The sequence below is a fragment of the Pseudomonas sp. GW821-FHT01D09 genome (assembly GCF_059422465.1).
Window position 1 is genome coordinate 24,401 of sequence record NZ_JBWKWY010000029.1, and the last position, 23,026, is coordinate 47,426.

General features: G+C 56.9%; 33 protein-coding genes. 6 read left to right on the forward strand and 27 right to left on the reverse strand.

The window, feature by feature from the left end; all coding sequences use genetic code 11:
* Window positions 1–27: 27 nt before the first annotated feature.
* Entirely contained in the window at window positions 28–576 is a 549-nt protein-coding gene (locus AC07W7_RS21205; RefSeq protein ID WP_076964115.1) for a cysteine hydrolase family protein, read from the forward strand.
* Window positions 577–586: 10 nt separating this feature from the next.
* Here the strand turns inward: AC07W7_RS21205 and tam are convergent, their stop codons facing one another.
* Window positions 587–1,348, reverse strand: a complete 762-nt coding sequence (gene tam / locus AC07W7_RS21210; RefSeq protein ID WP_495040071.1) for a trans-aconitate 2-methyltransferase — start codon at window positions 1,346–1,348, stop codon at window positions 587–589.
* Between the two features lie 400 nt (window positions 1,349–1,748).
* Between tam and AC07W7_RS21215 the strand changes: the two genes are divergently transcribed.
* The 3 genes from AC07W7_RS21215 (at window position 1,749) to AC07W7_RS21225 (ending at window position 4,365) form a co-directional block, all read left to right on the forward strand.
* Window positions 1,749–2,381 (forward strand): isochorismatase family protein, encoded by a 633-nt coding sequence (locus AC07W7_RS21215; RefSeq protein ID WP_099169434.1) that lies wholly within the window; start codon window positions 1,749–1,751, stop codon window positions 2,379–2,381.
* A gap of 88 nt (window positions 2,382–2,469) precedes the next feature.
* Window positions 2,470–3,381, forward strand: coding sequence for a LysR substrate-binding domain-containing protein (locus tag AC07W7_RS21220; RefSeq protein ID WP_076964118.1), 912 nt, complete (start codon window positions 2,470–2,472; stop codon window positions 3,379–3,381).
* Window positions 3,382–3,486: 105 nt separating this feature from the next.
* Complete coding sequence (locus AC07W7_RS21225) at window positions 3,487–4,365, forward strand: pirin family protein (RefSeq protein WP_076964119.1); 879 nt, start codon at window positions 3,487–3,489, stop codon at window positions 4,363–4,365.
* A 138-nt stretch (window positions 4,366–4,503) separates the two neighbouring features.
* Here AC07W7_RS21225 and AC07W7_RS21230 read toward each other — a convergent pair whose 3' ends face one another.
* Together AC07W7_RS21230 and AC07W7_RS21235 are read right to left on the reverse strand one after the other, a co-directional pair.
* On the reverse strand, window positions 4,504–5,019 hold the full coding sequence (locus tag AC07W7_RS21230; protein WP_017849542.1) for a single-stranded DNA-binding protein: 516 nt from the start codon (window positions 5,017–5,019) through the stop codon (window positions 4,504–4,506).
* Window positions 5,020–5,028: 9 nt separating this feature from the next.
* Complete coding sequence (locus tag AC07W7_RS21235) at window positions 5,029–6,423, reverse strand: MFS transporter (protein WP_495040072.1); 1,395 nt, start codon at window positions 6,421–6,423, stop codon at window positions 5,029–5,031.
* A gap of 178 nt (window positions 6,424–6,601) precedes the next feature.
* Here AC07W7_RS21235 and uvrA point away from each other — a divergent pair, with 178 nt between their 5' ends.
* Window positions 6,602–9,436 (forward strand): excinuclease ABC subunit UvrA, encoded by a 2,835-nt coding sequence (gene uvrA, locus AC07W7_RS21240; RefSeq protein WP_076964121.1) that lies wholly within the window; start codon window positions 6,602–6,604, stop codon window positions 9,434–9,436.
* 67 nt (window positions 9,437–9,503) lie between these two features.
* On the opposite strand, the gene bfr is transcribed toward uvrA, so the two are convergent.
* Together bfr and AC07W7_RS21250 are read right to left on the reverse strand one after the other, a co-directional pair.
* Window positions 9,504–9,968 carry a bacterioferritin gene (bfr, locus tag AC07W7_RS21245; RefSeq protein WP_029299402.1) on the reverse strand — a complete coding sequence of 155 codons (465 nt, stop codon included), beginning with the start codon at window positions 9,966–9,968 and terminating at the stop codon, window positions 9,504–9,506.
* 155 nt (window positions 9,969–10,123) lie between these two features.
* On the reverse strand, window positions 10,124–11,572 hold the full coding sequence (locus tag AC07W7_RS21250; protein ID WP_495040073.1) for a catalase: 1,449 nt from the start codon (window positions 11,570–11,572) through the stop codon (window positions 10,124–10,126).
* Window positions 11,573–11,848: 276 nt separating this feature from the next.
* Between AC07W7_RS21250 and AC07W7_RS21255 the strand changes: the two genes are divergently transcribed.
* A complete protein-coding gene (locus AC07W7_RS21255) occupies window positions 11,849–12,322 on the forward strand; it encodes a hypothetical protein (RefSeq protein ID WP_076964123.1) in 474 nt (157 codons plus the stop codon).
* 83 nt (window positions 12,323–12,405) lie between these two features.
* On the opposite strand, the gene rplQ is transcribed toward AC07W7_RS21255, so the two are convergent.
* From rplQ to rplV, 22 genes are all read right to left on the reverse strand, one after another.
* The gene (gene rplQ, locus AC07W7_RS21260; protein WP_007918448.1) at window positions 12,406–12,792 is read right to left on the reverse strand and encodes a 50S ribosomal protein L17; all 387 of its coding nucleotides are present in this window, start codon (window positions 12,790–12,792) and stop codon (window positions 12,406–12,408) included.
* 41 nt (window positions 12,793–12,833) lie between these two features.
* Window positions 12,834–13,835: a DNA-directed RNA polymerase subunit alpha gene (locus tag AC07W7_RS21265; protein ID WP_003176403.1), complete on the reverse strand. Its 1,002-nt coding sequence runs from the start codon at window positions 13,833–13,835 to the stop codon at window positions 12,834–12,836.
* Between the two features lie 22 nt (window positions 13,836–13,857).
* On the reverse strand, window positions 13,858–14,478 hold the full coding sequence (gene rpsD / locus AC07W7_RS21270; RefSeq protein WP_003210056.1) for a 30S ribosomal protein S4: 621 nt from the start codon (window positions 14,476–14,478) through the stop codon (window positions 13,858–13,860).
* Window positions 14,479–14,496: 18 nt separating this feature from the next.
* Window positions 14,497–14,886: a 30S ribosomal protein S11 gene (gene rpsK / locus AC07W7_RS21275; RefSeq protein ID WP_002555466.1), complete on the reverse strand. Its 390-nt coding sequence runs from the start codon at window positions 14,884–14,886 to the stop codon at window positions 14,497–14,499.
* Window positions 14,887–14,916: 30 nt separating this feature from the next.
* On the reverse strand, window positions 14,917–15,273 hold the full coding sequence (gene rpsM, locus AC07W7_RS21280) for a 30S ribosomal protein S13 (RefSeq protein ID WP_076964124.1): 357 nt from the start codon (window positions 15,271–15,273) through the stop codon (window positions 14,917–14,919).
* Window positions 15,274–15,402: 129 nt separating this feature from the next.
* The gene (gene rpmJ / locus AC07W7_RS21285; protein ID WP_002555468.1) at window positions 15,403–15,519 is read right to left on the reverse strand and encodes a 50S ribosomal protein L36; all 117 of its coding nucleotides are present in this window, start codon (window positions 15,517–15,519) and stop codon (window positions 15,403–15,405) included.
* A 28-nt stretch (window positions 15,520–15,547) separates the two neighbouring features.
* Window positions 15,548–16,876, reverse strand: coding sequence for a preprotein translocase subunit SecY (secY, locus tag AC07W7_RS21290; RefSeq protein WP_053125863.1), 1,329 nt, complete (start codon window positions 16,874–16,876; stop codon window positions 15,548–15,550).
* Window positions 16,877–17,314, reverse strand: coding sequence for a 50S ribosomal protein L15 (gene rplO, locus AC07W7_RS21295; RefSeq protein WP_003176407.1), 438 nt, complete (start codon window positions 17,312–17,314; stop codon window positions 16,877–16,879).
* Window positions 17,315–17,317: 3 nt separating this feature from the next.
* Complete coding sequence (gene rpmD / locus AC07W7_RS21300) at window positions 17,318–17,494, reverse strand: 50S ribosomal protein L30 (RefSeq protein ID WP_003176408.1); 177 nt, start codon at window positions 17,492–17,494, stop codon at window positions 17,318–17,320.
* Between the two features lie 2 nt (window positions 17,495–17,496).
* Window positions 17,497–17,997, reverse strand: coding sequence for a 30S ribosomal protein S5 (rpsE, locus tag AC07W7_RS21305; RefSeq protein ID WP_003186035.1), 501 nt, complete (start codon window positions 17,995–17,997; stop codon window positions 17,497–17,499).
* Between the two features lie 3 nt (window positions 17,998–18,000).
* Window positions 18,001–18,351, reverse strand: a complete 351-nt coding sequence (rplR, locus tag AC07W7_RS21310; RefSeq protein ID WP_003186037.1) for a 50S ribosomal protein L18 — start codon at window positions 18,349–18,351, stop codon at window positions 18,001–18,003.
* Between the two features lie 10 nt (window positions 18,352–18,361).
* Complete coding sequence (gene rplF, locus AC07W7_RS21315; RefSeq protein WP_003176412.1) at window positions 18,362–18,895, reverse strand: 50S ribosomal protein L6; 534 nt, start codon at window positions 18,893–18,895, stop codon at window positions 18,362–18,364.
* Between the two features lie 12 nt (window positions 18,896–18,907).
* Window positions 18,908–19,300, reverse strand: coding sequence for a 30S ribosomal protein S8 (gene rpsH, locus AC07W7_RS21320; protein WP_017848802.1), 393 nt, complete (start codon window positions 19,298–19,300; stop codon window positions 18,908–18,910).
* Between the two features lie 208 nt (window positions 19,301–19,508).
* Window positions 19,509–19,814 (reverse strand): 30S ribosomal protein S14, encoded by a 306-nt coding sequence (rpsN, locus tag AC07W7_RS21325; protein ID WP_003176414.1) that lies wholly within the window; start codon window positions 19,812–19,814, stop codon window positions 19,509–19,511.
* Between the two features lie 13 nt (window positions 19,815–19,827).
* The gene (gene rplE, locus AC07W7_RS21330; RefSeq protein ID WP_003210069.1) at window positions 19,828–20,367 is read right to left on the reverse strand and encodes a 50S ribosomal protein L5; all 540 of its coding nucleotides are present in this window, start codon (window positions 20,365–20,367) and stop codon (window positions 19,828–19,830) included.
* Between the two features lie 22 nt (window positions 20,368–20,389).
* The gene (rplX, locus tag AC07W7_RS21335; RefSeq protein WP_029299388.1) at window positions 20,390–20,704 is read right to left on the reverse strand and encodes a 50S ribosomal protein L24; all 315 of its coding nucleotides are present in this window, start codon (window positions 20,702–20,704) and stop codon (window positions 20,390–20,392) included.
* Between the two features lie 11 nt (window positions 20,705–20,715).
* Window positions 20,716–21,084, reverse strand: coding sequence for a 50S ribosomal protein L14 (gene rplN, locus AC07W7_RS21340; protein ID WP_002555479.1), 369 nt, complete (start codon window positions 21,082–21,084; stop codon window positions 20,716–20,718).
* Window positions 21,085–21,107: 23 nt separating this feature from the next.
* The gene (gene rpsQ, locus AC07W7_RS21345; RefSeq protein ID WP_003176419.1) at window positions 21,108–21,374 is read right to left on the reverse strand and encodes a 30S ribosomal protein S17; all 267 of its coding nucleotides are present in this window, start codon (window positions 21,372–21,374) and stop codon (window positions 21,108–21,110) included.
* A 2-nt stretch (window positions 21,375–21,376) separates the two neighbouring features.
* Window positions 21,377–21,568, reverse strand: a complete 192-nt coding sequence (gene rpmC / locus AC07W7_RS21350) for a 50S ribosomal protein L29 (RefSeq protein WP_002555481.1) — start codon at window positions 21,566–21,568, stop codon at window positions 21,377–21,379.
* Complete coding sequence (gene rplP, locus AC07W7_RS21355) at window positions 21,568–21,981, reverse strand: 50S ribosomal protein L16 (protein WP_003232424.1); 414 nt, start codon at window positions 21,979–21,981, stop codon at window positions 21,568–21,570. Before rplP ends, rpmC begins: the two co-directional genes overlap by 1 nt.
* Before the next feature lie 12 nt (window positions 21,982–21,993).
* Complete coding sequence (gene rpsC, locus AC07W7_RS21360) at window positions 21,994–22,680, reverse strand: 30S ribosomal protein S3 (protein WP_003176422.1); 687 nt, start codon at window positions 22,678–22,680, stop codon at window positions 21,994–21,996.
* Between the two features lie 13 nt (window positions 22,681–22,693).
* On the reverse strand, window positions 22,694–23,026 hold the full coding sequence (gene rplV, locus AC07W7_RS21365) for a 50S ribosomal protein L22 (RefSeq protein WP_003103908.1): 333 nt from the start codon (window positions 23,024–23,026) through the stop codon (window positions 22,694–22,696).

Genomic DNA, 23,026 nt, shown 5'->3' on the forward strand with positions numbered 1-23,026 from the left:
GCATCAACCCCTCACGAGAAAATACCCATGGCCAAGCAAGCACTTATCCTAATCGATATCCAGAACGACTACTTCCCCCACGGCAAGTGGCCATTGACCGGCGTGGAAGCCGCGGCCGACAAGGCGCAACAGGTGCTCCAGGCATTTCGCCAGGCCGGCGACGCGGTGATCCACGTGCGCCATGAGTTCACCTCGGCGGATGCGCCCTTCTTCACCCCAGGCTCCGAAGGCGCGCACATACATGCCCAGGTGCGGAACGAAAACGACGAGCCGGTGGTGCTCAAGCATTTTGTAAATGCGTTTCGCCAAACCAACCTGCGCGAGTTGCTGGAACAACGCAGCATCACCGACCTGGTGGTGGTCGGCAGCATGAGCCATATGTGCATCGACGCAGTGGTTCGGGCAGCGGCGGACTATGGCTACAACGTCACGGTGATCCACGACGCCTGCGCCACTCGCGACCTGGAGTTCAATGGCAAGACCATTGCCGCAGCCCAGGTGCATGATGCCTACATGGCATCGCTGGCATTCGCCTATGCCAGCGTGGTGTCGGCGGATGAGTTCCTGAAGGCCTGACGGCGGGCTGTCAGCGCGTAGCGATAATGAACAGCCGTGGAAACGGCAGCAACACCGTGCCATCGGCCAGGGCGGGATAAGCCTCGCGGATGCGCGCCAGGTAGGCGTCGAGGAAGGCGCCTTTCTCGGCCTCCTCCAGCGGTGCGAGGAATGGCCGCAGGCCCGTGCCCTTGAACCACTCCACCACCGCCTCATGGCCGCTGAGCGGGTGGTAATAGGTGGTGTGCCATACATCGACGGTGCTGCAATGTTTGCTCAACAATTCGTAGTAATAACTCGCCGGGTGACGCGCCTCATGTTTGACCGCGCCGATCTTGCCCGCCCACGGCCCTTGCGCGGCCACCTCACGGGCCAGGCGGTGGGCGGGTTCGTTGAGGTTGTCCGGGGTTTGCACCGCCAGCGTCCCGCCCGGCGTCAACTGCGCCACCAGGTGCGGGTAGAGGGTGGCGTGGTCCGGCACCCATTGCAGCGAGGCATTGGCCAGGATCACATCAAACGGTTGCGCAGGCTTCCAGGCACCGATATCGGCCAATTCAAAGTTGAGTGCCGGCAACCGCTCACGGGCGCTGGCCAGCATGTCCTGCGAGCTGTCCAGGCCAGTGATCGTCGCCCGGGGGAAACGCTCGGCCAGCACCTCGGTGGAATTGCCCGGGCCACACCCCAGGTCGACCGCAGTACGCACCTCACCCGTAGGGATAGCAGCCACCAGGTCGCGGACGGGACGGGTGCGCTGTTGTTCAAACATCGAATACTGCTGGGCAGACCAGGTCATCGGGGGTTCCTTCTTGGGCAAGGGAATGCACTACAGCCTAAATCTTGTGGCGCATGGGGACAAATGCCAGAGCTGAGGGATTTTGCTTCTGCAAGCAAGCCCCCCCGAAGTGAATGCCATCGTTTTTTGTTGCCGCAGGATAACCTCTTGGCCGCCTGTGTACCCGGTGCTGGCAGTACGCAATATGTTTTTACACAAACCTCACCTCCGCTCAATCTCGGACCGCTGCTTGTTCAGGCGGCGGAGCAAAATCCGGCCCTGGGGTGCGCGTTCAACCTGTTGGACACTGAGTTCGAGTTTCAAGGGCTTCTGAGTGAATGGCTTAACCCGTAGTTTTGGTCTCATTACGACCGAGAACACGGTCGCCAGATAACACCATTTCCCTCAAGAGGCTGAAAAAATGAGCTTACCTACCGATAAAACCCTGAGCTATGACCCACTGACTGCTGATAACGCCGCACTGATCCTGGTCGACCATCAAGTTGGACTCATAGCCGGGGTCCGGGACTACTCGATCGGTGAGCTGAAACACAATGTCGTGGCATTAGCCAAAGCGGCCAAGGCGCTTAACCTGCCAATTGTGGTCACGACCACAGCACGGGACAGCTTGTGGGGGCCCACCTTCCCTGAGCTGGTCGACGCCTTGCCAGGCATCGAAATTATCGACCGCTCATCAGTCAACGCCTATGACGACGAACGTGTCGCGCAGGCCATTGAAGCCACCGGGCGCAAGAAACTGATCTTCGCCGGGGTATCCCTTGAGGTCTGCGCAGCCTTTCCCGCCATGACCGCCGTAGCCCGGGGCTACGATGCCTATGTGGCAGTCGATGCATCCGGCACGTTCAGCGACACCAAGCGTCAGGCCGGTCTGCTGCGCATGATGCAAGCGGGCGTGATCCCGTCCGACTACGCCAGCTTGATGGTGGAAATCCTCAAGGACAATGCCCGACCAGAAGCAGAGACTGTCTATGGTGCTATCGACATGCCATGGGCCACGCTGGTCGGGCAGATATACACTGCTTCTCGCCGCTAAAACCTCTTCATCGGGTCACTGGATCAGCCTGCAATATCCCGGCACAATCCCACCTCAGCGTCCAATCAGACGAACAATGAGGTGATGAGTGCTAGATCTCAATGACTTCTTTTTCTTTGTGCAGGTGGTCGACCGGGGCGGATTCACCGCTGCCGGTCGAATCTTACAGATGCCGAAATCCACCCTCAGTCACCGCATTCAGCGACTTGAAAACAATCTGGGCGTTCGCCTGCTCAACCGGACCTCACGCAAATTCGGGATGACCGACGCCGGAACGGATTTCTACCAGCATGCCGTCGCCATGCTGCGTGAGGCAGAGCTGGCCGAGAGCACGATCCGGCATCGCCTGACCGAACCGAGTGGCACGATTCGCTGCACGGCGGGCAACGCGATAATGCAATACGTCATGTCGGAAATTATTGCCGACTTCCTCACCCAGTATCCCAACGTCAATATTGTTTCCCTCGCGGCCAACCGGACCGTCGACATCGTCGGTGAAAACTACGATGTCGCTGTGCGCGCTCATTCCGCCCCGTTGCCCGACTCTGACCTGGTACAGCACACACTTGCGCCGGCCCCCTGGTTCCTGTTTGGCGGAGCCCGTTATCTGGACGCCAACGGTGAGCCCCAGACCCCTCAGGACCTGCACAAACACCCCACGCTGTTCATGGCCCGGCCCGGTGCAGTGCCAATATGGCGCTTGCGCCACGCCCATCACGCGAACGAAGAAGCGGTCATACCGCTGGAGCCGAGGCTACAAAGCGACGATATAACCGGTTTGCAGCAGGCGGCCATCAGCGGCCTGGGTATCGTGGCCTTGCCGGGCTATATCTGCCAGGCAGCTGTACGGTCTGGAGCCTTGCGACGCGTACTGCCACAATGGCTGGCGGGCGATTCGACCATCACCGCGCTCATTCCTTCTCGGCAAGGACTCTTGCCTTCAGTACGCGCGTTTCTCGATCACCTGGCCCGAGAATTCCCGAAAAAGGTCTTGATGTAGATCGTCCATTGCCTTGGACGCTGAATCCTGAAATGGACGGCTTCTCGGTTTCCGGGTTCGCCTCTAGATTGCCCCCCAACAGGACACCAATCAGAGGGCCGTATCATGAATCACATCACCAGGCTTGAACCCGACACACTCGCCAGCCCACGACTGGGTCAGATCGTCTCGGGTGTCACTCACACCATCGGCGAAGGCTTCACCGCTCTGCATTTCTCTGAGGACATGTTTGCCACCCGTATGGACCCGCTGCTTATGGTGGACCACTTCGTCATGACCGCGCCCACTTTCGCACCGCATCTTCATGCCGGGATTTCTGCCGTCACGGTGATGTTCGAGGATTCAGAAGGCAACTTGCTGAACCGTGACACCCTGGGGCACAACCTCGCACTCAAAGCTGGTGACCTGTACTGGCTGGCAGCCGCGAGTGGCGCGGTTCACGAGGAAGTCCCTGAAGCAAATGCTCGCACCCATGCTCTGCAAGTGTTCGTTAATCTCCCGAGCCATCTCAAGCTGACACCCGCGCGTACGCTTCATGTACCGGCACAACAGGTACCGATCATTCAGGCACCCGGACACCGCGTTCGGGTGGTACTGGGACGCAGTGGCGATGTCATCGGAGCGGAGGGCACGCCAGAGCCGCTAACCTTACTCGACGGTTCCCTGCAAGCCGACGGCGTATTTGCTCATACGCTTGCTGAAGGCTTTCAAGCCTGGATTTATGCAGTCAGCGGTACATTGACGGTTCACTGCAATGCAGAGGAGCAGAGCATACCCGCGGGCCACTCCACAACCGTGAGCGCTGGCGCGCAAGTCGAACTAAGGATGACTTCGAGCGAACCGTGCCACTTCGTGCTCATCGCTGGCAGCCCCATCGGTGAACCTTTCATCAAATACGGCCCTCTGGTGATGACAACCGAGGAAGACATCCGTCGCACTCTCGTCAAATACGCCAAAGGCGGCTTCGGACAAATCCCGAGCTGACACACTCTCTAAGCCGCCCTCGGGCGTCCTGCAGATACGCGGCCATCGCGGGTTGCGCTGGCGCAATAAAAAAGCCCCGGCTGCTTATGCACCGGGGCTTTCAGGGTAAAACTTTACATCAAGTATCTGAGCCGGATCCTAGAACGGAATATCGTCATCAAAGCTGTCGAAGTCGGCTGCCGGCTGCGGTGCCGCCTGCTGTGGCGCTGGACGCGACTCACGCTGTGGCTGCTGGCTTGGCTGCGGACGGGACTGCTGTGGACGCGGTGCCGAGTTGGACATGCCGCCCTGGCCCTGTTGGTCGCCCTGTGGACGGCCGCCCAGCAGTTGCATGGTGCCTTGCATGTCGACCACGATTTCCGTGGTGTAACGCTTGATGCCGTCTTTTTCCCACTCGCGGGTCTGCAGTTTGCCTTCGATGTAGACCTGCGAACCTTTGCGCAAGTATTCACCGGCGATCTCTGCAACCTTGCCGAACATCGACACACGGTGCCATTCGGTTTTCTCGACCTTCTGGCCGGTCTGCTTGTCGGTCCACTGTTCGCTGGTCGCCAGACTCAGGTTGGTCACGGCGTTACCGTTAGGCAAGTAGCGAACTTCGGGATCCTGGCCGCATGTACCGACCAATATGACTTTGTTAACCCCACGGGCCATAACGTTCTCCTAGGCTGGGCGCGCTGTCGGCACTGGGTTTACCAGTTGCTCGAGCGTCGCGCGATCCAATAGTTCGGTGTCCAATTTGATGTAAATGGCCGCCTCTTCCGCGACCACGACTGCATCTGTTACCCCTACGACGGCCTTCAGGCGCTCGACCAGACCGCTTTCACGGATCGCCTCGGGCGATAGCGGCAAACGCAGACTTGTGACGTAGGGAGGTTCGCGCATGGTAACAGCAAAGACCAGCCAAAGTGCAGCCAGCCCGGCACATCCGAGGAACACAACCGACAAACCGCCATGCTGGAACATCCAGCCGCCCATGATGCCGCCCAGCGCCGAGCCGAGGAACTGGCTGGTGGAATACACCCCCATGGCCGTGCCCTTGCCGCCGGCCGGTGAAACTTTACTGATCAGCGAAGGCAGTGACGCCTCCAGCAGGTTGAACGCGGTGAAAAACACCACCGTGCCGATTACCAGCGCCCGTAGGCTGTCGCCGAACTGCCAGAAGAATAGTTCAGTGAGCATCAATGTCGTGACGGCGCCGAGCAAAACTCGTTTCATTTTGCGTTTCTTCTCGCCGTAGATGATGAACGGGATCATGGCGAAGAACGAAATCAGCAATGCGGTCAGGTACACCCACCAGTGCTCCTCCTTGGGCAACCCGGCTTTTTCCACCAGCGCCAGGGGCAAGGCGACGAAACTGCACATCAACATCGCGTGCAATACGAAGATACCTAAATCCAAGCGCAGCAGGTCCGGGTGCTTGAGGGTCGGTAGCAGCGCCTGCTTCGCCACACCCGACTCGCGGTGCTGCAGCGGCCCGGTGGAGCGCGGCACCATGAAGGCCACGACCAGGATGCCGAACAGCGCCATGCCGCCGGTGGCCAGGAACAAGCCGTGCAAGCCAAAGGCGCGGGTCAGCAGGGGGCCGACCACCATGGCCACGGCAAACGACAAGCCGATGGTCATGCCAATCATGGCCATGGCCTTGGTGCGATGTTGTTCGCGGGTCAGGTCCGACAGCAGCGCCATCACCGCCGCGGAAATCGCCCCGGCACCTTGCAGGATGCGCCCGGCGATCACGCCCCAGATCGAATCGGCATTGGCTGCCAACACGCTGCCCAGGGCGAAGACGATCAATCCCAGGTAGATCACCGGCCGGCGGCCAATGCGGTCGGAAATGATCCCGAACGGGATCTGGAAAATCGCCTGGGTCAGGCCATAGGCACCAATCGCCAGGCCGATCAGGGCCGGGGTCGCGCCGGCGAGGTCCATGCCATAGGTCGCCAGCACCGGCAACACCATAAACATACCCAGCATACGGAAGGCGAACACCAGGGCCAGACCGCTTGCCGCTCGGGTCTCGCCGCTACTCATGCGTTCGCTGTGGGGATCGTGCATGGAAAAACCTCGTGTGAACCGGCGGCGATTCTACCAGTCCCATCGATTGAGAGGGTATATGCGGCGCTTTGCCGCGTGGCTTTCATGTCAGGCTGCAAGCGGCCTTTTGGCAGTGTATATTCATCCAGTCTTTAGCCGTATACTCCTGCATTATTTACGCCCGCCGTGCGAGGCCATCTTGGACAAGATCCTGATTCGTGGGGCTAGAACCCACAACCTGAAGAACATCGACCTGACCCTGCCCCGGGACAAACTGATTGTCATCACCGGCTTGTCCGGGTCCGGCAAGTCATCACTGGCGTTCGATACGCTGTATGCCGAAGGTCAGCGGCGTTATGTGGAGTCGCTGTCGGCCTATGCCCGGCAGTTCCTGTCGATGATGGAAAAGCCTGATGTCGACACCATTGAAGGCCTGTCGCCAGCCATTTCCATCGAACAGAAGTCCACCTCCCACAACCCGCGCTCCACCGTGGGCACCATCACCGAAATCTACGATTACCTGCGCTTGCTGTACGCACGCGTCGGCATCCCGCGCTGCCCGGATCACGACATCCCCCTGGAAGCCCAGACCGTCAGCCAGATGGTCGACCTGGTGCTGGCCCAGCCGGAAGGCGCCAAGCTGATGCTGCTGGCCCCGGTGATTCGCGAGCGCAAGGGCGAGCACTTGTCGGTCTTTGAAGAGCTGCGCGCCCAGGGCTTTGTCCGCGCCCGCATCAACGGCAAGCTGTATGAGTTGGATGAAGCGCCGAAGCTGGATAAACAGAAGAAGCACACCATCGATGTAGTGGTCGACCGGTTCAAGGTGCGCGCCGATCTGCAGCAACGCCTGGCGGAGTCGTTCGAGACCGCATTGAAGCTGGCGGATGGTATCGCCCTGATGGCGCCGATGGACGACGAGCCGGGCGAAGAGATCATCTTCTCCGCGCGCTTTGCCTGCCCGATCTGCGGCCATGCCATCAGCGAGCTGGAGCCCAAGCTGTTCTCCTTCAACAACCCGGCCGGCGCCTGCCCGACCTGTGATGGCCTGGGGGTCAAGCAGTTCTTCGATATCAAGCGCCTGGTCAATGGCGACCTGACGCTGGCGGAGGGCGCAATACGCGGCTGGGACCGACGCAATGTGTATTACTTCCAGATGCTCGGGTCGTTGGCCGCCCACTATAAATTCAGCCTGGAAGTACCGTTCAACGAGTTGCCGGCCGAGCAACAGAAAGTCATCCTGCATGGCAGCGGCTCGCAGAACGTCGACTTCAAGTACCTCAATGACCGTGGCGATATCGTCAAGCGCTCCCACCCGTTCGAGGGCATCGTGCCTAACCTGGAACGGCGCTACCGGGAAACCGAGTCGGCCAGCGTGCGCGAGGAGTTGGCCAAGTTCCTCAGCACCCAGCCCTGCCCGGATTGCCGAGGCACCCGTTTGCGTCGCGAAGCCCGCCACGTATGGGTCGGCGAGAAGACCCTGCCGGCGGTGACCAACCTGCCGATCGGCGATGCCTGCGAATACTTCGGCGTACTGAAGCTGACCGGGCGCCGCGGCGAGATTGCCGACAAGATCCTCAAGGAAATCCGCGAGCGCCTGCAGTTCCTGGTCAACGTGGGCCTGGACTACCTGTCCCTGGATCGCAGTGCCGACACCCTGTCCGGTGGCGAGGCCCAGCGCATTCGCCTGGCCAGCCAGATCGGTGCCGGCCTGGTGGGCGTGCTGTACATCCTCGACGAACCCTCCATCGGCCTGCATCAGCGCGACAACGATCGCTTGCTGGGCACGCTCAAGCACCTACGGGATATCGGCAACACGGTGATCGTGGTCGAGCATGATGAGGATGCCATTCGCCTGGCGGACTACGTCGTCGATATCGGCCCCGGTGCGGGCGTGCATGGCGGCCATATTGTTGCCCAGGGCACACCGGCCGAAGTCATGGCCCACCCGGACTCATTGACCGGCAAATACTTGTCTGGCCGGGTGAAAATCGAAGTGCCGGCCAAACGTACGCCACGTAACAAAAAACAGGCGCTGCACCTCAAGGGCGCGCGCGGCAACAACCTGCGCAATGTCGATCTGGAAATCCCTCTGGGCCTGCTGACCTGCGTGACCGGTGTATCCGGCTCAGGCAAGTCGACGCTGATCAACAACACCCTGTTCCCCCTCAGCGCCACCGCATTGAACGGTGCCACCACCCTGGAAGCTGCCGCCCATGACAGCATCAAGGGCCTGGAGCTGCTGGACAAGGTGGTGGATATCGACCAGAGCCCGATTGGTCGTACCCCCCGCTCCAACCCGGCGACCTATACCGGGCTGTTCACGCCCATACGCGAACTGTTTGCCGGCGTGCCGGAGTCCCGCTCCCGGGGTTATGGGCCTGGGCGTTTCTCCTTCAACGTCAAGGGCGGGCGCTGCGAGGCGTGCCAGGGCGACGGCTTGATCAAGGTCGAGATGCACTTTTTGCCGGACATCTACGTGCCGTGCGATGTGTGCAAGAGCAAGCGCTACAACCGCGAAACCCTGGAGATCAAATACAAGGGCAAGAACATCCATGAAACCCTCGAGATGACCATCGAGGAAGCGCGGGTGTTCTTTGATGCAGTGCCAGCCCTGGCACGCAAGCTCCAGACCCTGATGGACGTGGGCTTGTCGTATATCAAGCTAGGGCAGTCGGCGACTACGCTGTCCGGTGGTGAGGCGCAGCGGGTGAAGCTGTCCCGCGAGCTGTCCAAGCGCGATACCGGCAAGACCCTGTATATCCTCGATGAGCCGACCACCGGTTTACACTTCGCGGATATCCAGCAATTGCTCGACGTACTGCATCGTTTGCGCGACCACGGCAATACCGTAGTGGTGATCGAGCACAACCTGGATGTGATCAAGACAGCCGACTGGCTGGTGGACCTGGGGCCGGAAGGCGGTTCCAAGGGTGGGCAGATTATTGCGGTGGGTACGCCGGAGCAGGTTTCGGAGATGCCGCAGTCCCACACTGGCTACTATCTGAAGCCGTTGCTGGCGCGCGACCGGGCCTGAGTTTTCGGGCCCAACAAAAAGCCCCTGTCACCGCTACGGTGACAGGGGCTTTTTTATGCCGGCGGAATCAGAACTGCGATTGCAGGTAGTTTTCCAGGCCGATCAACTTAATCAGACCCAACTGTTTTTCCAGCCAATAAGTGTGATCTTCTTCGGTATCGTTCAACTGTACGCGCAGGATTTCCCGGGTCACATAGTCGTTGTGCTTTTCGCAAAGCTCAATGCCCTTGCAGAGCGCAGCGCGAACCTTGTATTCCAGGCGCAAGTCGCTGGCGAGCATCTCAGGCACGGTGGTGCCGGTATCCAGGTCGTCAGGACGCATACGCGGCGTGCCTTCGAGCATCAGGATACGGCGCATCAGTGCGTCGGCGTGCTGTGCCTCTTCTTCCATTTCGTGGTTGATACGCTCGTAGAGCTCGGTAAAGCCCCAGTCTTCGTACATACGCGAGTGGATGAAATATTGGTCACGAGCTGCCAGTTCGCCCGTCAGCAACGTGTTGAGGTAATCGATTACGTCGGGGTGACCTTGCATCGCCCTACATCTCCCTGCTTGAAAGGCTGTAGTTTGAACCAAGCGGACCCGCAGGTCACGGGATGAACGGCATAAAAGTGAAGTTTTTCGGAGAAAAGTAGCTGAAATAACGCAAAAACCGCCCAAATGAGGGCGGTTCTGCTTATCACTTAGAGTTAGTTAATCGATACACCCAGTGCCGTTGCGATCCCTTCTCCATAAGCCGGATCGGCCTTGAAGAAGTGCTGCAACTGACGCTGAACCACATCGCTGGAAACTCCCGCCATCGCGCCGGCGATGTTGTTGATCAACAGCGCTTTTTGCTCAGCATTCATCAGGCGGAACAACGCACCGGCGTGGCTGTAGTAGTCAGTGTCTTCGCGGTGATCGTAGCGATCCGCCACACCACTGAGGGCCAGAGCAGGTTCTGCGTACTGCGGAGCCTGTTTGGGCGCATCGCTGTAGCTGTTGGGCTCGTAGTTGGGAGCCGCGCCACCGTTGCTGCCAAACGCCATGGAGCCATCGCGCTGGTAGTTGTTGACCGGGCTGCGCGAGGCATTCACCGGCAGGTGCTGGTGGTTGGTACCAATACGATAGCGGTGTGCGTCAGCGTAAGCGAACACGCGACCTTGCAGCATGCGATCCGGCGACAAACCGACACCAGGCACCATGTTGCTTGGACCGAACGCGGCCTGCTCCACTTCGGCGAAGTAGTTCTGCGGGTTGCGGTTCAACTCCAGTTCCCCCACTTCAATCAGCGGGAATTCTTTCTGCGACCAGGTTTTGGTCACGTCGAAAGGGTTCTCGTAATGAGCGTTGGCCTGGGCCTCGGTCATGATCTGGATGCACACCCGCCATTTTGGGAAGTCACCGCGCTCAATGGCCTCGAACAGATCGCGCTGGGCGTAATCCGGGTCGGTGCCGGCAAGGCGTGCAGCATCGGCAGGCGCCAGGTTCTTGATGCCTTGCTTGGTCTTGTAGTGCCACTTGACCCAGTGACGCTCACCCTTGGCGCTGATCAGGCTGTAGGTGTGGCTACCAAAGCCGTGCATATGACGATAGCCATCCGGGATGCCACGGTCCGAGAACAAGATGGTGACCTGGTGCAGCGCCTCAGGCGAATGCGACCAGAAGTCCCACTTCATCTGCGCACTTTTCAGATTGCTTTGCGGCAAACGCTTTTGGGTGTGGATAAAGTCCGGGAATTTCAGCGGGTCACGGATGAAGAAGATCGGGGTGTTATTGCCCACGATGTCCCAGTTCCCTTCTTCGGTGTAGAACTTCAGTGCGAAACCACGTGGGTCGCGCTCAGTATCAGCCGAGCCGCGCTCACCGCCGACTGTCGAGAAACGCAAGAAGGTCGGAGTCTGTTTGCCAACCGCTTCAAACAGTTTGGCACTGGTGTAGCGGGTGATGTCTTTGGTCACCGTGAATGTGCCATACGCGCCCGAGCCTTTGGCGTGTACACGACGCTCTGGGATGTTTTCACGGTTGAAGTGGGCAAGCTTCTCGAGCAGGTGAAAATCGTCGAGCAGCAGCGGGCCACGCGGGCCAGCGGAACGGGAGTTCTGGTTATCCGCGACGGGAGCACCGCTGGCGGTTGTAAGGGTTTTATTCTGGCTCATGCTCAATCTCCTCAGGTCAGTCATGGAACTGCCGGCTAATCGGCTTGGAGAGAGTATTGACCAGGAAGATGACACCATCAAATTTATTAAATCATGCACATCGATAGTTAATTACTAACGAAATTCTGATTCAAATAGCCAAAGCCAAACAGGCCACTGGCCGTGGAACCGGTATTGGTACATTTGCTAAAGATTCCTTGGGGGCTCAGAAATAATTTTTAGGTACCCGAACTCATATACTCAGGCCCCACCCCAGAAAAGTCATGGCACACAATGATGAAAATAAATTTGATGGGATTGATGTTCTTAACCTTCAGTATTCCGGCTCTGGCAGCTCCTGCAGCCCCGTCCATTGACGTCACATTCGGTAAGCCTACCCATATCCACCACCTGACCTATCAGAAGCTTTATGACGCCAAACCCTTCAAGGAAGCGACGCTTTATTACTATGAAAATGGGTTATACAAAATCATTTCTCCGGGTGAAGAGCACTATGGCGTCTATGTCGTGAAAGGCTCCTTCGCAGATCAAGACTACGCCATCAGTTATATCTCACTCCCCTCAGAGGACTGGTACGGAAATGTGGCGCTGCATGACCTGACATTTAATGCCAAGACCGGCATCTTCGGACAGCAAGCTCACATCCCCAGCGACCAGAACATCCCCAAGCAAGACGGCACCTTCCTACTCGAGAAGAATCAGGAAGCGGACCCTCGTTCGATCAAGTGGCCTGTTGCCGCTCGACAATAAGCATCATCCCCACAACCGGATGCTTTTCCATCGCCCACAAAAAACCGGGCACTAGGCCCGGTTTTTCGTAGCAGACTGTCGTCTTACTCGGCGGATACAGCTTCGCCAGCAGTAGCACGATCAACCAACTCGACGTACGCCATAGGCGCGTTGTCGCCAGTGCGGAAACCGCACTTGAGGATGCGCAGGTAGCCACCCTCACGGGTAGCATAACGCTTGCCCAGGTCGTTGAAGAGCTTACCAACGATAGCTTTCGAGCGAGTACGGTCGAAAGCCAAACGGCGGTTAGCCAGGCTGTCTGTCTTGGCCAAAGTGATCAGCGGCTCAGCAACGCGACGCAGTTCTTTGGCTTTCGGCAGTGTAGTTTTAATCAGCTCGTGCTCGAACAGCGACACCGCCATGTTTTGAAACATGGCCTTGCGGTGCGAGCTGGTACGGCTCAGGTGACGACCACTTTTACGATGACGCATGGTTCATTCCTTACCAAACTCACGTTCGGTGATTACGACGATCAGGCAGTCGCCTTGTCGTCCTTCTTAAGACTTGCAGGCGGCCAGTTGTCGAGGCGCATGCCGAGGGACAGACCGCGGGAGGCCAGAACGTCCTTGATTTCAGTCAAGGATTTCTTGCCCAGGTTCGGAGTCTTCAACAGTTCTACTTCGGTACGCTGAATCAGGTCACCGATGTAGTAAATGTTTTCCGCCTTAAGGCAGTTAGCCGAACGTACAGTCAGTTCCAGATCGTCAACCGGGCGAAGCAGGATCGGATCGATCTCGTCTTCCTGCTCGATTACCACTGGTTCGCTGTCACCCTTGAGGTCGACGAACGCAGCCAACTGCTGTTGCAGGATGGTTGCAGCGCGGCGAATAGCCTCTTCAGGATCCAGAGTACCGTTGGTTTCCAGATCAATAACCAGCTTGTCCAGGTTAGTACGCTGCTCGACACGGGCGTTTTCCACCACGTATGCGATACGGCGAACCGGGCTGAACGAAGAGTCAAGCTGCAAGCGACCAATGCTGCGGCTTTCGTCTTCATCGCTCTGACGCGAGTCGGCCGGTTCATAACCACGACCACGAGCTACGGTGAGCTTCATGTTCAGGGCGCCGTTAGACGCCAGGTTAGCGATTACGTGATCGGGGTTAACGATCTCGACATCATGATCCAGCTGAATATCGGCAGCGGTAACCACCCCCGAACCCTTCTTCGACAAGGTCAGCGTAACTTCGTCACGGCCGTGCAGCTTGATAGCCAGACCTTTAAGGTTCAACAGGATTTCAATTACGTCTTCCTGTACACCTTCGATGGCGCTGTACTCGTGGAGCACACCGTCAATCTCGGCCTCGACTACTGCACAGCCGGGCATTGAGGACAACAGGATGCGGCGCAGCGCGTTGCCCAGGGTGTGGCCAAAACCACGCTCGAGAGGCTCGAGAGTGATCTTGGCGCGGGTTGGACTGACAACCTGCACATCAATGTGGCGGGGTGTCAGGAACTCATTTACCGAAATCTGCATGGATGCACCTATTTTCTAGCCCTTACTTGGAGTAGAGCTCGACAATCAGGCTTTCGTTGATGTCGGCGGACAGATCACTGCGAGCAGGAACGTTCTTGAAAACGCCCGACTTCTTCTCAGTGTCTACTTCTACCCATTCTACGCGGCCACGTTGGGCACACAGATCGAGAGCTTGGACAATGCGAAGTTGGTTTTTTGCTTTCTCGCGAATCGCGACCACGTCACCAGCACGAACCTGGTAGGACGGGACGTTAACGGTTTGGCCGTTTACGCTGACGGATTTGTGCGATACCAGCTGACGGGATTCGGCACGAGTCGAACCAAAGCCCATACGGTATACAACGTTGTCCAGACGGCATTCGAGCAGTTGCAGCAGGTTTTCACCGGTTGCACCTTTCTTGCCAGCAGCTTCTTTGTAGTAGCCGCTGAACTGACGCTCGAGAACGCCGTAGATACGACGGACCTTCTGCTTTTCACGCAGTTGGGTGCCGTAGTCGGACTGGCGACCGCGGCGTTGGCCGTGGATACCAGGTGCTGCTTCAATGTTGCACTTCGATTCGATCGCGCGCACGCCGCTCTTCAGAAAGAGATCGGTGCCTTCGCGACGAGCGAGTTTGCATTTTGGACCAATGTAACGAGCCATTCTTTACAATCTCCTGGATTACACGCGGCGCTTCTTCGGCGGACGGCACCCGTTGTGCGGGATTGGCGTCACGTCGGTGATGCTGGCGATCTTATAGCCACAGCCGTTCAAAGCACGGACAGCAGACTCACGACCTGGACCTGGACCCTTGACGTTAACGTCGAGGTTTTTCAGGCCATATTCCAGCGCAGCTTGACCAGCACGTTCAGCAGCTACTTGAGCAGCAAACGGGGTGGACTTGCGGGAACCGCGGAAACCCGAACCACCGGAGGTAGCCCAAGAAAGCGCGTTACCTTGACGGTCGGTGATGGTCACGATGGTATTGTTAAAAGACGCATGGATGTGGGCGATGCCATCAACCACTGTCTTTTTAACTTTTTTACGAGGACGAGCAGCAGGTTTTGCCATGATAATTTTCCTGTCGATTCGCTGGGGCGATTACTTGCGGATCGGCTTACGCGGACCTTTACGGGTACGCGCGTTAGTCTTGGTACGCTGACCGCGCACTGGAAGACCACGACGATGACGCAGACCGCGATAGCAACCGAGGTCCATCAAACGCTTGATTTTCATGTTGATTTCGCGACGCAGGTCACCTTCAGTGGTGAACTTCGCCACTTCGCCACGCAGCGATTCAATCTGCTCGTCGCTCAGATCCTTGATCTTAGCGGCTGGGTTTACCCCAGCAACTGCGCAAATTTTCTGCGCAGTAGTGCGACCAACACCATAGATGTAGGTCAGCGAGATAACAGTGTGCTTGTTATCTGGAATGTTAACGCCTGCAATACGGGCCATTCAGTGGGACTCCAATTGACAGCTACCTACGCCCCGGAAGCCAAGAAATAGGGCGCGAGATAATATCGCTGTAATAACAAATAATCAACCCGGCAGCGCACTAGCTGCCGGGCTTCAAGCGGATCACACTCAGCCTTGGCGCTGTTTGTGACGCGGTTCCGCGCTGCAAATTACTCGAACAACACCTTCGCGGCGAATAATCTTGCAGTTACGGCACAGCTTTTTCACCGATGCACGAACTTTCATCACCAACTCCTCGAACCTTATGGGGTACTCAGCGCAACATGCCGCTGCCGTAGCCCTTCAGGTTGGCTTTCTTCATCAGGGATTCGTACTGGTGCGAAACGAGGTGCGATTGTACTTGGGACATGAAGTCCATCACAACCACGACGACGATCAGCAACGAGGTCCCGCCAAGGTAGAACGGAACGTTTGCTGCAACCACCAGGAACTGGGGCAACAAGCACACGGCCGTCATATATAGAGCACCGAACAGGGTCAAACGGGTCAGAACGCCATCAATGTAGCGTGCCGACTGCTCGCCTGGACGAATACCCGGAATAAAGGCACCGGACTTCTTCAGGTTTTCCGCTACGTCTTTCGGATTGAACATCAACGCCGTATAGAAGAAGCAGAAGAAAATAATCCCTGCACTAAACAGCAGAATATTCAACGGCTGACCAGGAGCGATCGACTGCGAGATGTCCTGCAACCAGCCCATACCTTCAGACTGACCGAACCAGGCACCCAACGAAGCCGGAAACAGCAAAATGCTGCTCGCGAAGATAGCAGGAATTACACCGGCCATATTCACTTTCAGCGGCAAGTGGCTGGTCTGCGCGGCGAAGACCTTGCGGCCCTGCTGACGCTTGGCGTAGTGAACAGCAATACGACGCTGGCCACGCTCAATGAACACCACAAAACCGATAATCGCTACTGCCAGCAAACCGATGGCAACCAAGGCGAAGATATTGATATCACCCTGACGTGCAGACTCGAAAGACTGCCCGATTGCCCTCGGAAGACCGGCGACGATACCTGCGAAAATCAACATCGAGATACCGTTGCCAACACCACGCTCAGTAATCTGCTCACCCAGCCACATCATGAACATCGCACCAGCCACAAACGTGGTTACCGCGACGAAATGGAAGCCAAAGTCACCAGTGAACGCTACGCCCTGCCCTGCCAGGCCAATGGACATGCCAATCGCCTGGACAAGAGCAAGAACGACAGTGAGGTAGCGGGTGTACTGGCTAATCTTGCGACGACCAGCTTCACCTTCCTTCTTCAACTGCTCCAGCTGCGGGCTGACGGCGCTCATCAACTGCATGATGATCGATGCCGAAATGTACGGCATGATCCCCAGTGCAAAGATGCTCATCCGCTCCAGCGCGCCGCCGGAAAACATGTTGAACAAGCTAAGAATGGTCCCCTCATTCTGTCGAAACAGGTCTGCGAGTCGGTCCGGGTTGATACCTGGAACCGGGATGTGTGCGCCTATTCGGTAGACGATAATCGCCAGGAACAGAAAACGCAGACGAGCCCAAAGTTCAGACATACCGCCTTTGCCGAGCGCTGAGAGAGCACCTTGCTTAGCCATTTATTCCTCGAACTTGCCGCCAGCTGCTTCGATAGCCGAACGCGCACCTTTGGTGGCGCCGATTCCCTTGCCGATAGTGACAGCGCGAGTCACTTCACCGGACAGCATGATTTTCACACGCTGTACGTTGACGTTGATCACGTTGGCATCTTTCAGGGTCTGCACGGTAACGATGTCGCCTTCCACTTTAGCCAGCTCGGACAAACGCACTTCTGCGCGATCCATGGCTTTCAGGGAAACGAAACCGAACTTCGGCAGGCGACGATGCAGCGGCTGTTGACCGCCTTCAAAGCCTGGAGCGATGGTGCCACCGGAGCGGGAGGTTTGACCTTTGTGGCCACGGCCACCAGTCTTACCCAAACCGCTACCGATACCACGGCCCGGACGATGCTTTTCGCGACGGGAACCCGGCGCTGGACTCAGATCATTGAGTTTCATCGATTAACCCTCGACACGCAGCATGTAGTAAGCCTTGTTGATCATCCCGCGATTCTCGGGAGTATCCTGGACTTCTACAGTGTGACCGATGCGACGCAGACCCAAACCCTTAACGCACAATTTGTGGTTAGGGATGCGGCCGGTCATGCTTTTGATCAGCGTTACTTTAACGGTAGCCATGATCAGAAGATCTCCTTGACGCTTTTGCCACGCTTGGCGGCAATGGATTCAGGAGATTGCATAGCTTTCAAACCCTTGAAAGTGGCGTGAACCACGTTTACAGGGTTAGTCGAGCCGTAGCACTTGGCCAGAACGTTCTGAACGCCAGCAACCTCGAGGACAGCACGCATAGCGCCGCCAGCGATGATACCGGTACCTTCAGAAGCAGGCTGCATGTACACCTTCGAAGCGCCGTGAGCGGACTTCATTGCGTACTGCAGAGTGGTGCCGTTCAGGTCAACTTGGATCATGTTGCGACGAGCAGCTTCCATTGCCTTCTGGATCGCAGCAGGCACTTCACGCGACTTGCCACGGCCGAAGCCAACACGGCCCTTGCCATCACCAACCACGGTCAACGCGGTGAAGGTGAAGATACGGCCGCCTTTAACGGTTTTGGCTACGCGGTTAACTTGAACCAGCTTCTCAATGTAACCTTCGTCGCGCTTTTGGTCGTTATTTGACATAACTTAGAACTCCAGCCCAGCTTCACGAGCAGCATCAGCCAGCGCTTTAACGCGGCCGTGGTACTTGAAGCCAGAGCGGTCGAAAGCCACTTGCGAGACGCCAGCGGCCTTAGCACGCGTAGCGACCAGCTGGCCAACCTTAGTGGCCGCGTCGATGTTGCCAGTGGCACCATCACGCAGTTCTTTATCCAAAGTCGAGGCGCTTGCCAGGACTTTGTTGCCGTCGGCCGAGATGACCTGGGCGTAGATGTGCTGCGACGAGCGGAACACGCAGAGACGCACGACTTCGAGTTCGTGCATTTTCAGGCGTGCTTTGCGAGCGCGACGCAGTCGAGTAACTTTTTTGTCGGTCATTTGCTATGCCCTACTTCTTCTTGGCTTCTTTACGACGGACGACTTCGTCCGCGTAGCGCACACCTTTGCCTTTGTACGGCTCTGGTGGACGGAAGTCGCGGATCTCGGCAGCCACTTGACCTACCAGCTGCTTATCGATGCCCTTGATCAGGATATCGGTCTGGCTAGGAGTTTCAGCGGTGATGCCTTCCGGCAGTTCGTAATCCACTGGGTGCGAGAAGCCAAGGGCCAGGTTCAAAACCGTGCCTTTTGCTTGCGCTTTGTAACCAACACCGACCAGCTGGAGCTTACGCTCGAAGCCTTGGCTTACGCCTTGGACCATGTTGTTTACCAACGCACGCGTGGTACCGGCCATTGCGCGAGTTTGTTGATCGCCATTGCGAGCAGCGAAACGCAGCTCACCAGCTTCTTCAACGATCTCAACGGACGAATGGATGTTCAGTTCAAGAGTACCCTTGGCACCCTTCACCGAAAGCTGTTGGCCTGCGAATTTGACTTCGACACCGGCTGGCAGCTTAACGGGGTTCTTAGCGACGCGAGACATGCTTATCCCCCCTTAGAACACAGTGCAAAGAACTTCGCCGCCGACACCGGCAGCGCGCGCAGCACGATCCGTCATCACACCTTTGTTGGTGGAGACGATAGACACACCGAGACCGCCACGAACTTTCGGCAGATCTTCAACGGACTTGTACTGACGCAGGCCTGGACGGCTAACGCGCTTCACTTCCTCGATGACCGGACGGCCTTCGAAGTACTTCAGCTCGATGGACAGCAGTGGCTTGATTTCGCTGCTGATCTGATAACCCGCAATGTAGCCTTCGTCTTTCAGGACTTTGGCAACAGCTACCTTCAACGTGGAAGATGGCATGCTTACGACGGACTTTTCAGCCATCTGGGCATTACGGATACGAGTTAGCATGTCCGCTAACGGGTCCTGCATACTCATGGGCTAGACGCTCCTAATACAAAAAAATTAGCCTTGCGGCTACATATGTCACCGAGAATCTCCGGGCATAAAACACACGGGCTCAGGCGAGCCGCGTATTTTAGACACACTCCGGAAATGAAACAAGCCCCAAAAGGGGCTTGTTCCAGTTTCTAGGCCACCGGCGGTCAGTATCTTGCGATCCTGGCCACCGAGACGTCGAAAGTACTTACCAGCTGGCTTTGACCAGACCTGGTACGTCACCACGCATAGCCGCTTCACGCAGTTTGTTACGGCCGAGGCCGAACTTGCGGTAAACGCCGTGTGGACGACCGGTCAGGCGGCAGCGGTTACGCATGCGCGAGGCGCTTGCGTCACGTGGCTGCTTCTGCAGAGCTACTGTAGCTTCCCAACGCGCTTCTGGACTTGCGTTCAGATCAACGATGATAGCTTTCAGTGCTGCACGCTTCTTGGCGTACTTGGCAACCGTGAGCTGACGCTTCAGCTCGCGGTTTTTCATGCTCATCTTGGCCATGGTCCTACTCCAATCAGTTGCGGAACGGGAATTTGAACGCACGCAGCAGAGCGCGGCCTTCATCATCGTTCTTGGCAGTGGTGGTCAGGGTGATGTCCAGACCGCGGAGAGCATCGATCTTGTCGTAGTCGATTTCCGGGAAGATGATCTGCTCTTTCACGCCCATGCTGTAGTTACCACGACCATCGAAGGACTTGGCATTCAGGCCGCGGAAGTCGCGAACCCGAGGCAGGGAGATCGACAGCAGACGATCCAGGAACTCGTACATACGCTCACGGCGCAGAGTCACTTTGACGCCGATCGGCCAACCTTCACGGACTTTAAAGCCAGCGATGGATTTCCGAGCGTAAGTCACAACGACTTTTTGACCGGTGATCTTTTCCAGGTCAGCAACAGCGTGTTCGATGACTTTTTTGTCGCCGATCGCTTCGCCCAGACCCATGTTCAGGGTGATTTTGGTAACGCGCGGAACTTCCATCACGTTCGAAAGCTTAAGTTCTTCCTTAAGCTTCGGAGCGATTTCCTTCCGGTAAATCTCTTTTAGTCGTGCCATGGTCTTATCTACCTAGCAGTGTTCAAGCATCAACCGCTTTTTGGGTCGACTTGAAGACACGAATTTTCTTACCGTCTTCTACTTTGAAACCAACGCGGTCAGCCTTGTTGGTTTCGCCGTTGAAGATGGCGACGTTAGAAGCGTGCAATGGCGCTTCTTTCTCGACGATACCGCCCTGTACGCCCGACGCGGGGTTAGGCTTGGTATGACGCTTGACCAGGTTCAGACCACCAATGACCAGACGGTCATCAGCAAGAACCTTCAGCACCTTACCGCGCTTACCTTTGTCTTTGCCGGCGATCACGATGATCTCGTCGTCACGACGAATCTTTTGCATGTCGGATCTCCTTACAGCACTTCTGGGGCGAGCGAGACGATCTTCATGAACTTCTCAGTACGAAGTTCACGGGTCACTGGCCCAAAGATACGGGTGCCGATCGGCTCTTGCTTGTTGTTCAGAAGAACAGCAGCGTTGCCATCAAAGCGGATAATGGAGCCATCAGCACGACGTACGCCGTGACGAGTGCGGACTACAACAGCAGTCATCACTTGGCCTTTTTTCACTTTACCGCGCGGAATTGCTTCCTTGACGGTAACTTTGATGATGTCACCGATACCAGCGTAACGACGATGGGAGCCACCCAGCACCTTGATGCACATAACACGGCGAGCGCCGCTGTTATCGGCCACATCGAGCATGGATTGAGTCTGAATCATATAATTTCTCCGACCCCTAGTCCTTAGACTTCCACAGCGCGTTCGAGAACATCAACCAGTGCCCAAGACTTGGTCTTGGCCAGCGGACGAGTTTCACGAATAGTGACTTTGTCGCCGATGTGGCACTGGTTGGTTTCGTCGTGCGCGTGCAGCTTAGTCGAACGCTTAACATATTTACCGTAGATCGGGTGCTTAACGCGACGCTCGATCAAAACGGTGATGGTTTTGTCCATCTTGTCGCTGACAACACGGCCAGTCAGCGTACGGACAGTCTTTTCGGCTTCAGCCATGATCACTTACCTGCCTGCTGGTTGAGCACAGTCTTCACGCGAGCAATGTCACGCTTAACTTGCGAGAGCAGATGAGACTGCCCCAACTGGCCAGTTGCTTTCTGCATACGCAGATTGAACTGGTCGCGCAGCAGGCCGAGCAGTTGCTCGTTCAGCTGCTGTGCGGATTTTTCACGAAGTTCATTCGCTTTCATCACATCACCGTCCGTTTAACAAAGGCGGTGGCGAGCGGCAGCTTTGCAGCAGCCAGGGCAAAAGCCTCACGCGCCAGCTCTTCAGTTACACCCTCGATTTCATACAGGACTTTGCCTGGCTGAATCTGGGCTACCCAGTATTCCACGTTACCCTTACCTTTACCCATCCGAACCTCGAGAGGTTTTTTGGAGATCGGCTTGTCCGGGAATACACGGATCCAGATCTTGCCGCCACGTTTTACGTGACGGGTCAGTGCACGACGCGCTGACTCGATCTGACGAGCGGTGAGACGACCACGAGCTACAGACTTCAGCGCGAACTCGCCGAAGCTGACTTTGCTACCGCGCTGTGCCAGACCACGGTTGTGGCCTGTCATCTGCTTGCGGAACTTCGTACGCTTAGGTTGCAACATTTGGCGTACCCCTTACTTAGCAGCTTTTTTACGAGGCGCTGGTGCTTGTGGTTTCAGTTCTTCTTGGCGACCACCAATTACTTCGCCCTTGAAGATCCAAACCTTTACACCGATCACACCGTAAGTGGTGTGAGCTTCGTAGTTGGCATAGTCGATGTCGGCACGCAGGGTGTGCAGTGGCACACGACCTTCGCGATACCATTCAGTACGTGCGATTTCAGCACCGCCGAGACGACCGCTCACTTGGATTTTGATGCCCTTGGCACCAATGCGCATGGCGTTCTGTACAGCGCGCTTCATAGCACGACGGAACATTACGCGGCGCTCCAGCTGCTGAGCTACGCTCTGCGCAACCAGCATACCGTCGAGCTCCGGCTTGCGGATCTCTTCGATATTGATGTGCACAGGCACACCCATTTGCTTGGTCAGGTCCTGACGCAGTTTCTCAACATCTTCACCTTTCTTCCCGATAACGATACCTGGACGAGCGGTGTGGATGGTGATACGTGCAGTTTGGGCCGGACGATGGATATCGATACGGCTTACGGACGCGCTTTTTAGTTTGTCTTGGAGATACTCACGCACCTTCAGATCAGCGAACAAATAGTCCGCATAAGTCCGACCGTCTGCGTACCAGACGGAGGTGTGCTCCTTGACGATTCCCAGGCGAATGCCAATGGGATGTACTTTCTGACCCATCTCTTCGACTCCGTTACTTGTCAGCAACCTTGACAGTGATATGGCAAGACCGCTTGACGATGCGATCAGCACGGCCTTTGGCACGCGGCATGATACGCTTCAGCGAACGCCCTTCGTTGACGAAAACGGTGCTGACCTTCAGGTCATCAACGTCTGCGCCTTCGTTATGCTCGGCGTTGGCTACGGCCGACTCCAGCACTTTCTTCATGATCTCGGCGGCTTTCTTACTGCTGAAAGCCAACAGGTTGAGCGCTTCGCCCACCTTCTTCCCGCGGATCTGGTCGGCGACCAAGCGGGCTTTCTGGGCGGAGATTCGAGCGCCCGACAACTTAGCGGCTACTTCCAT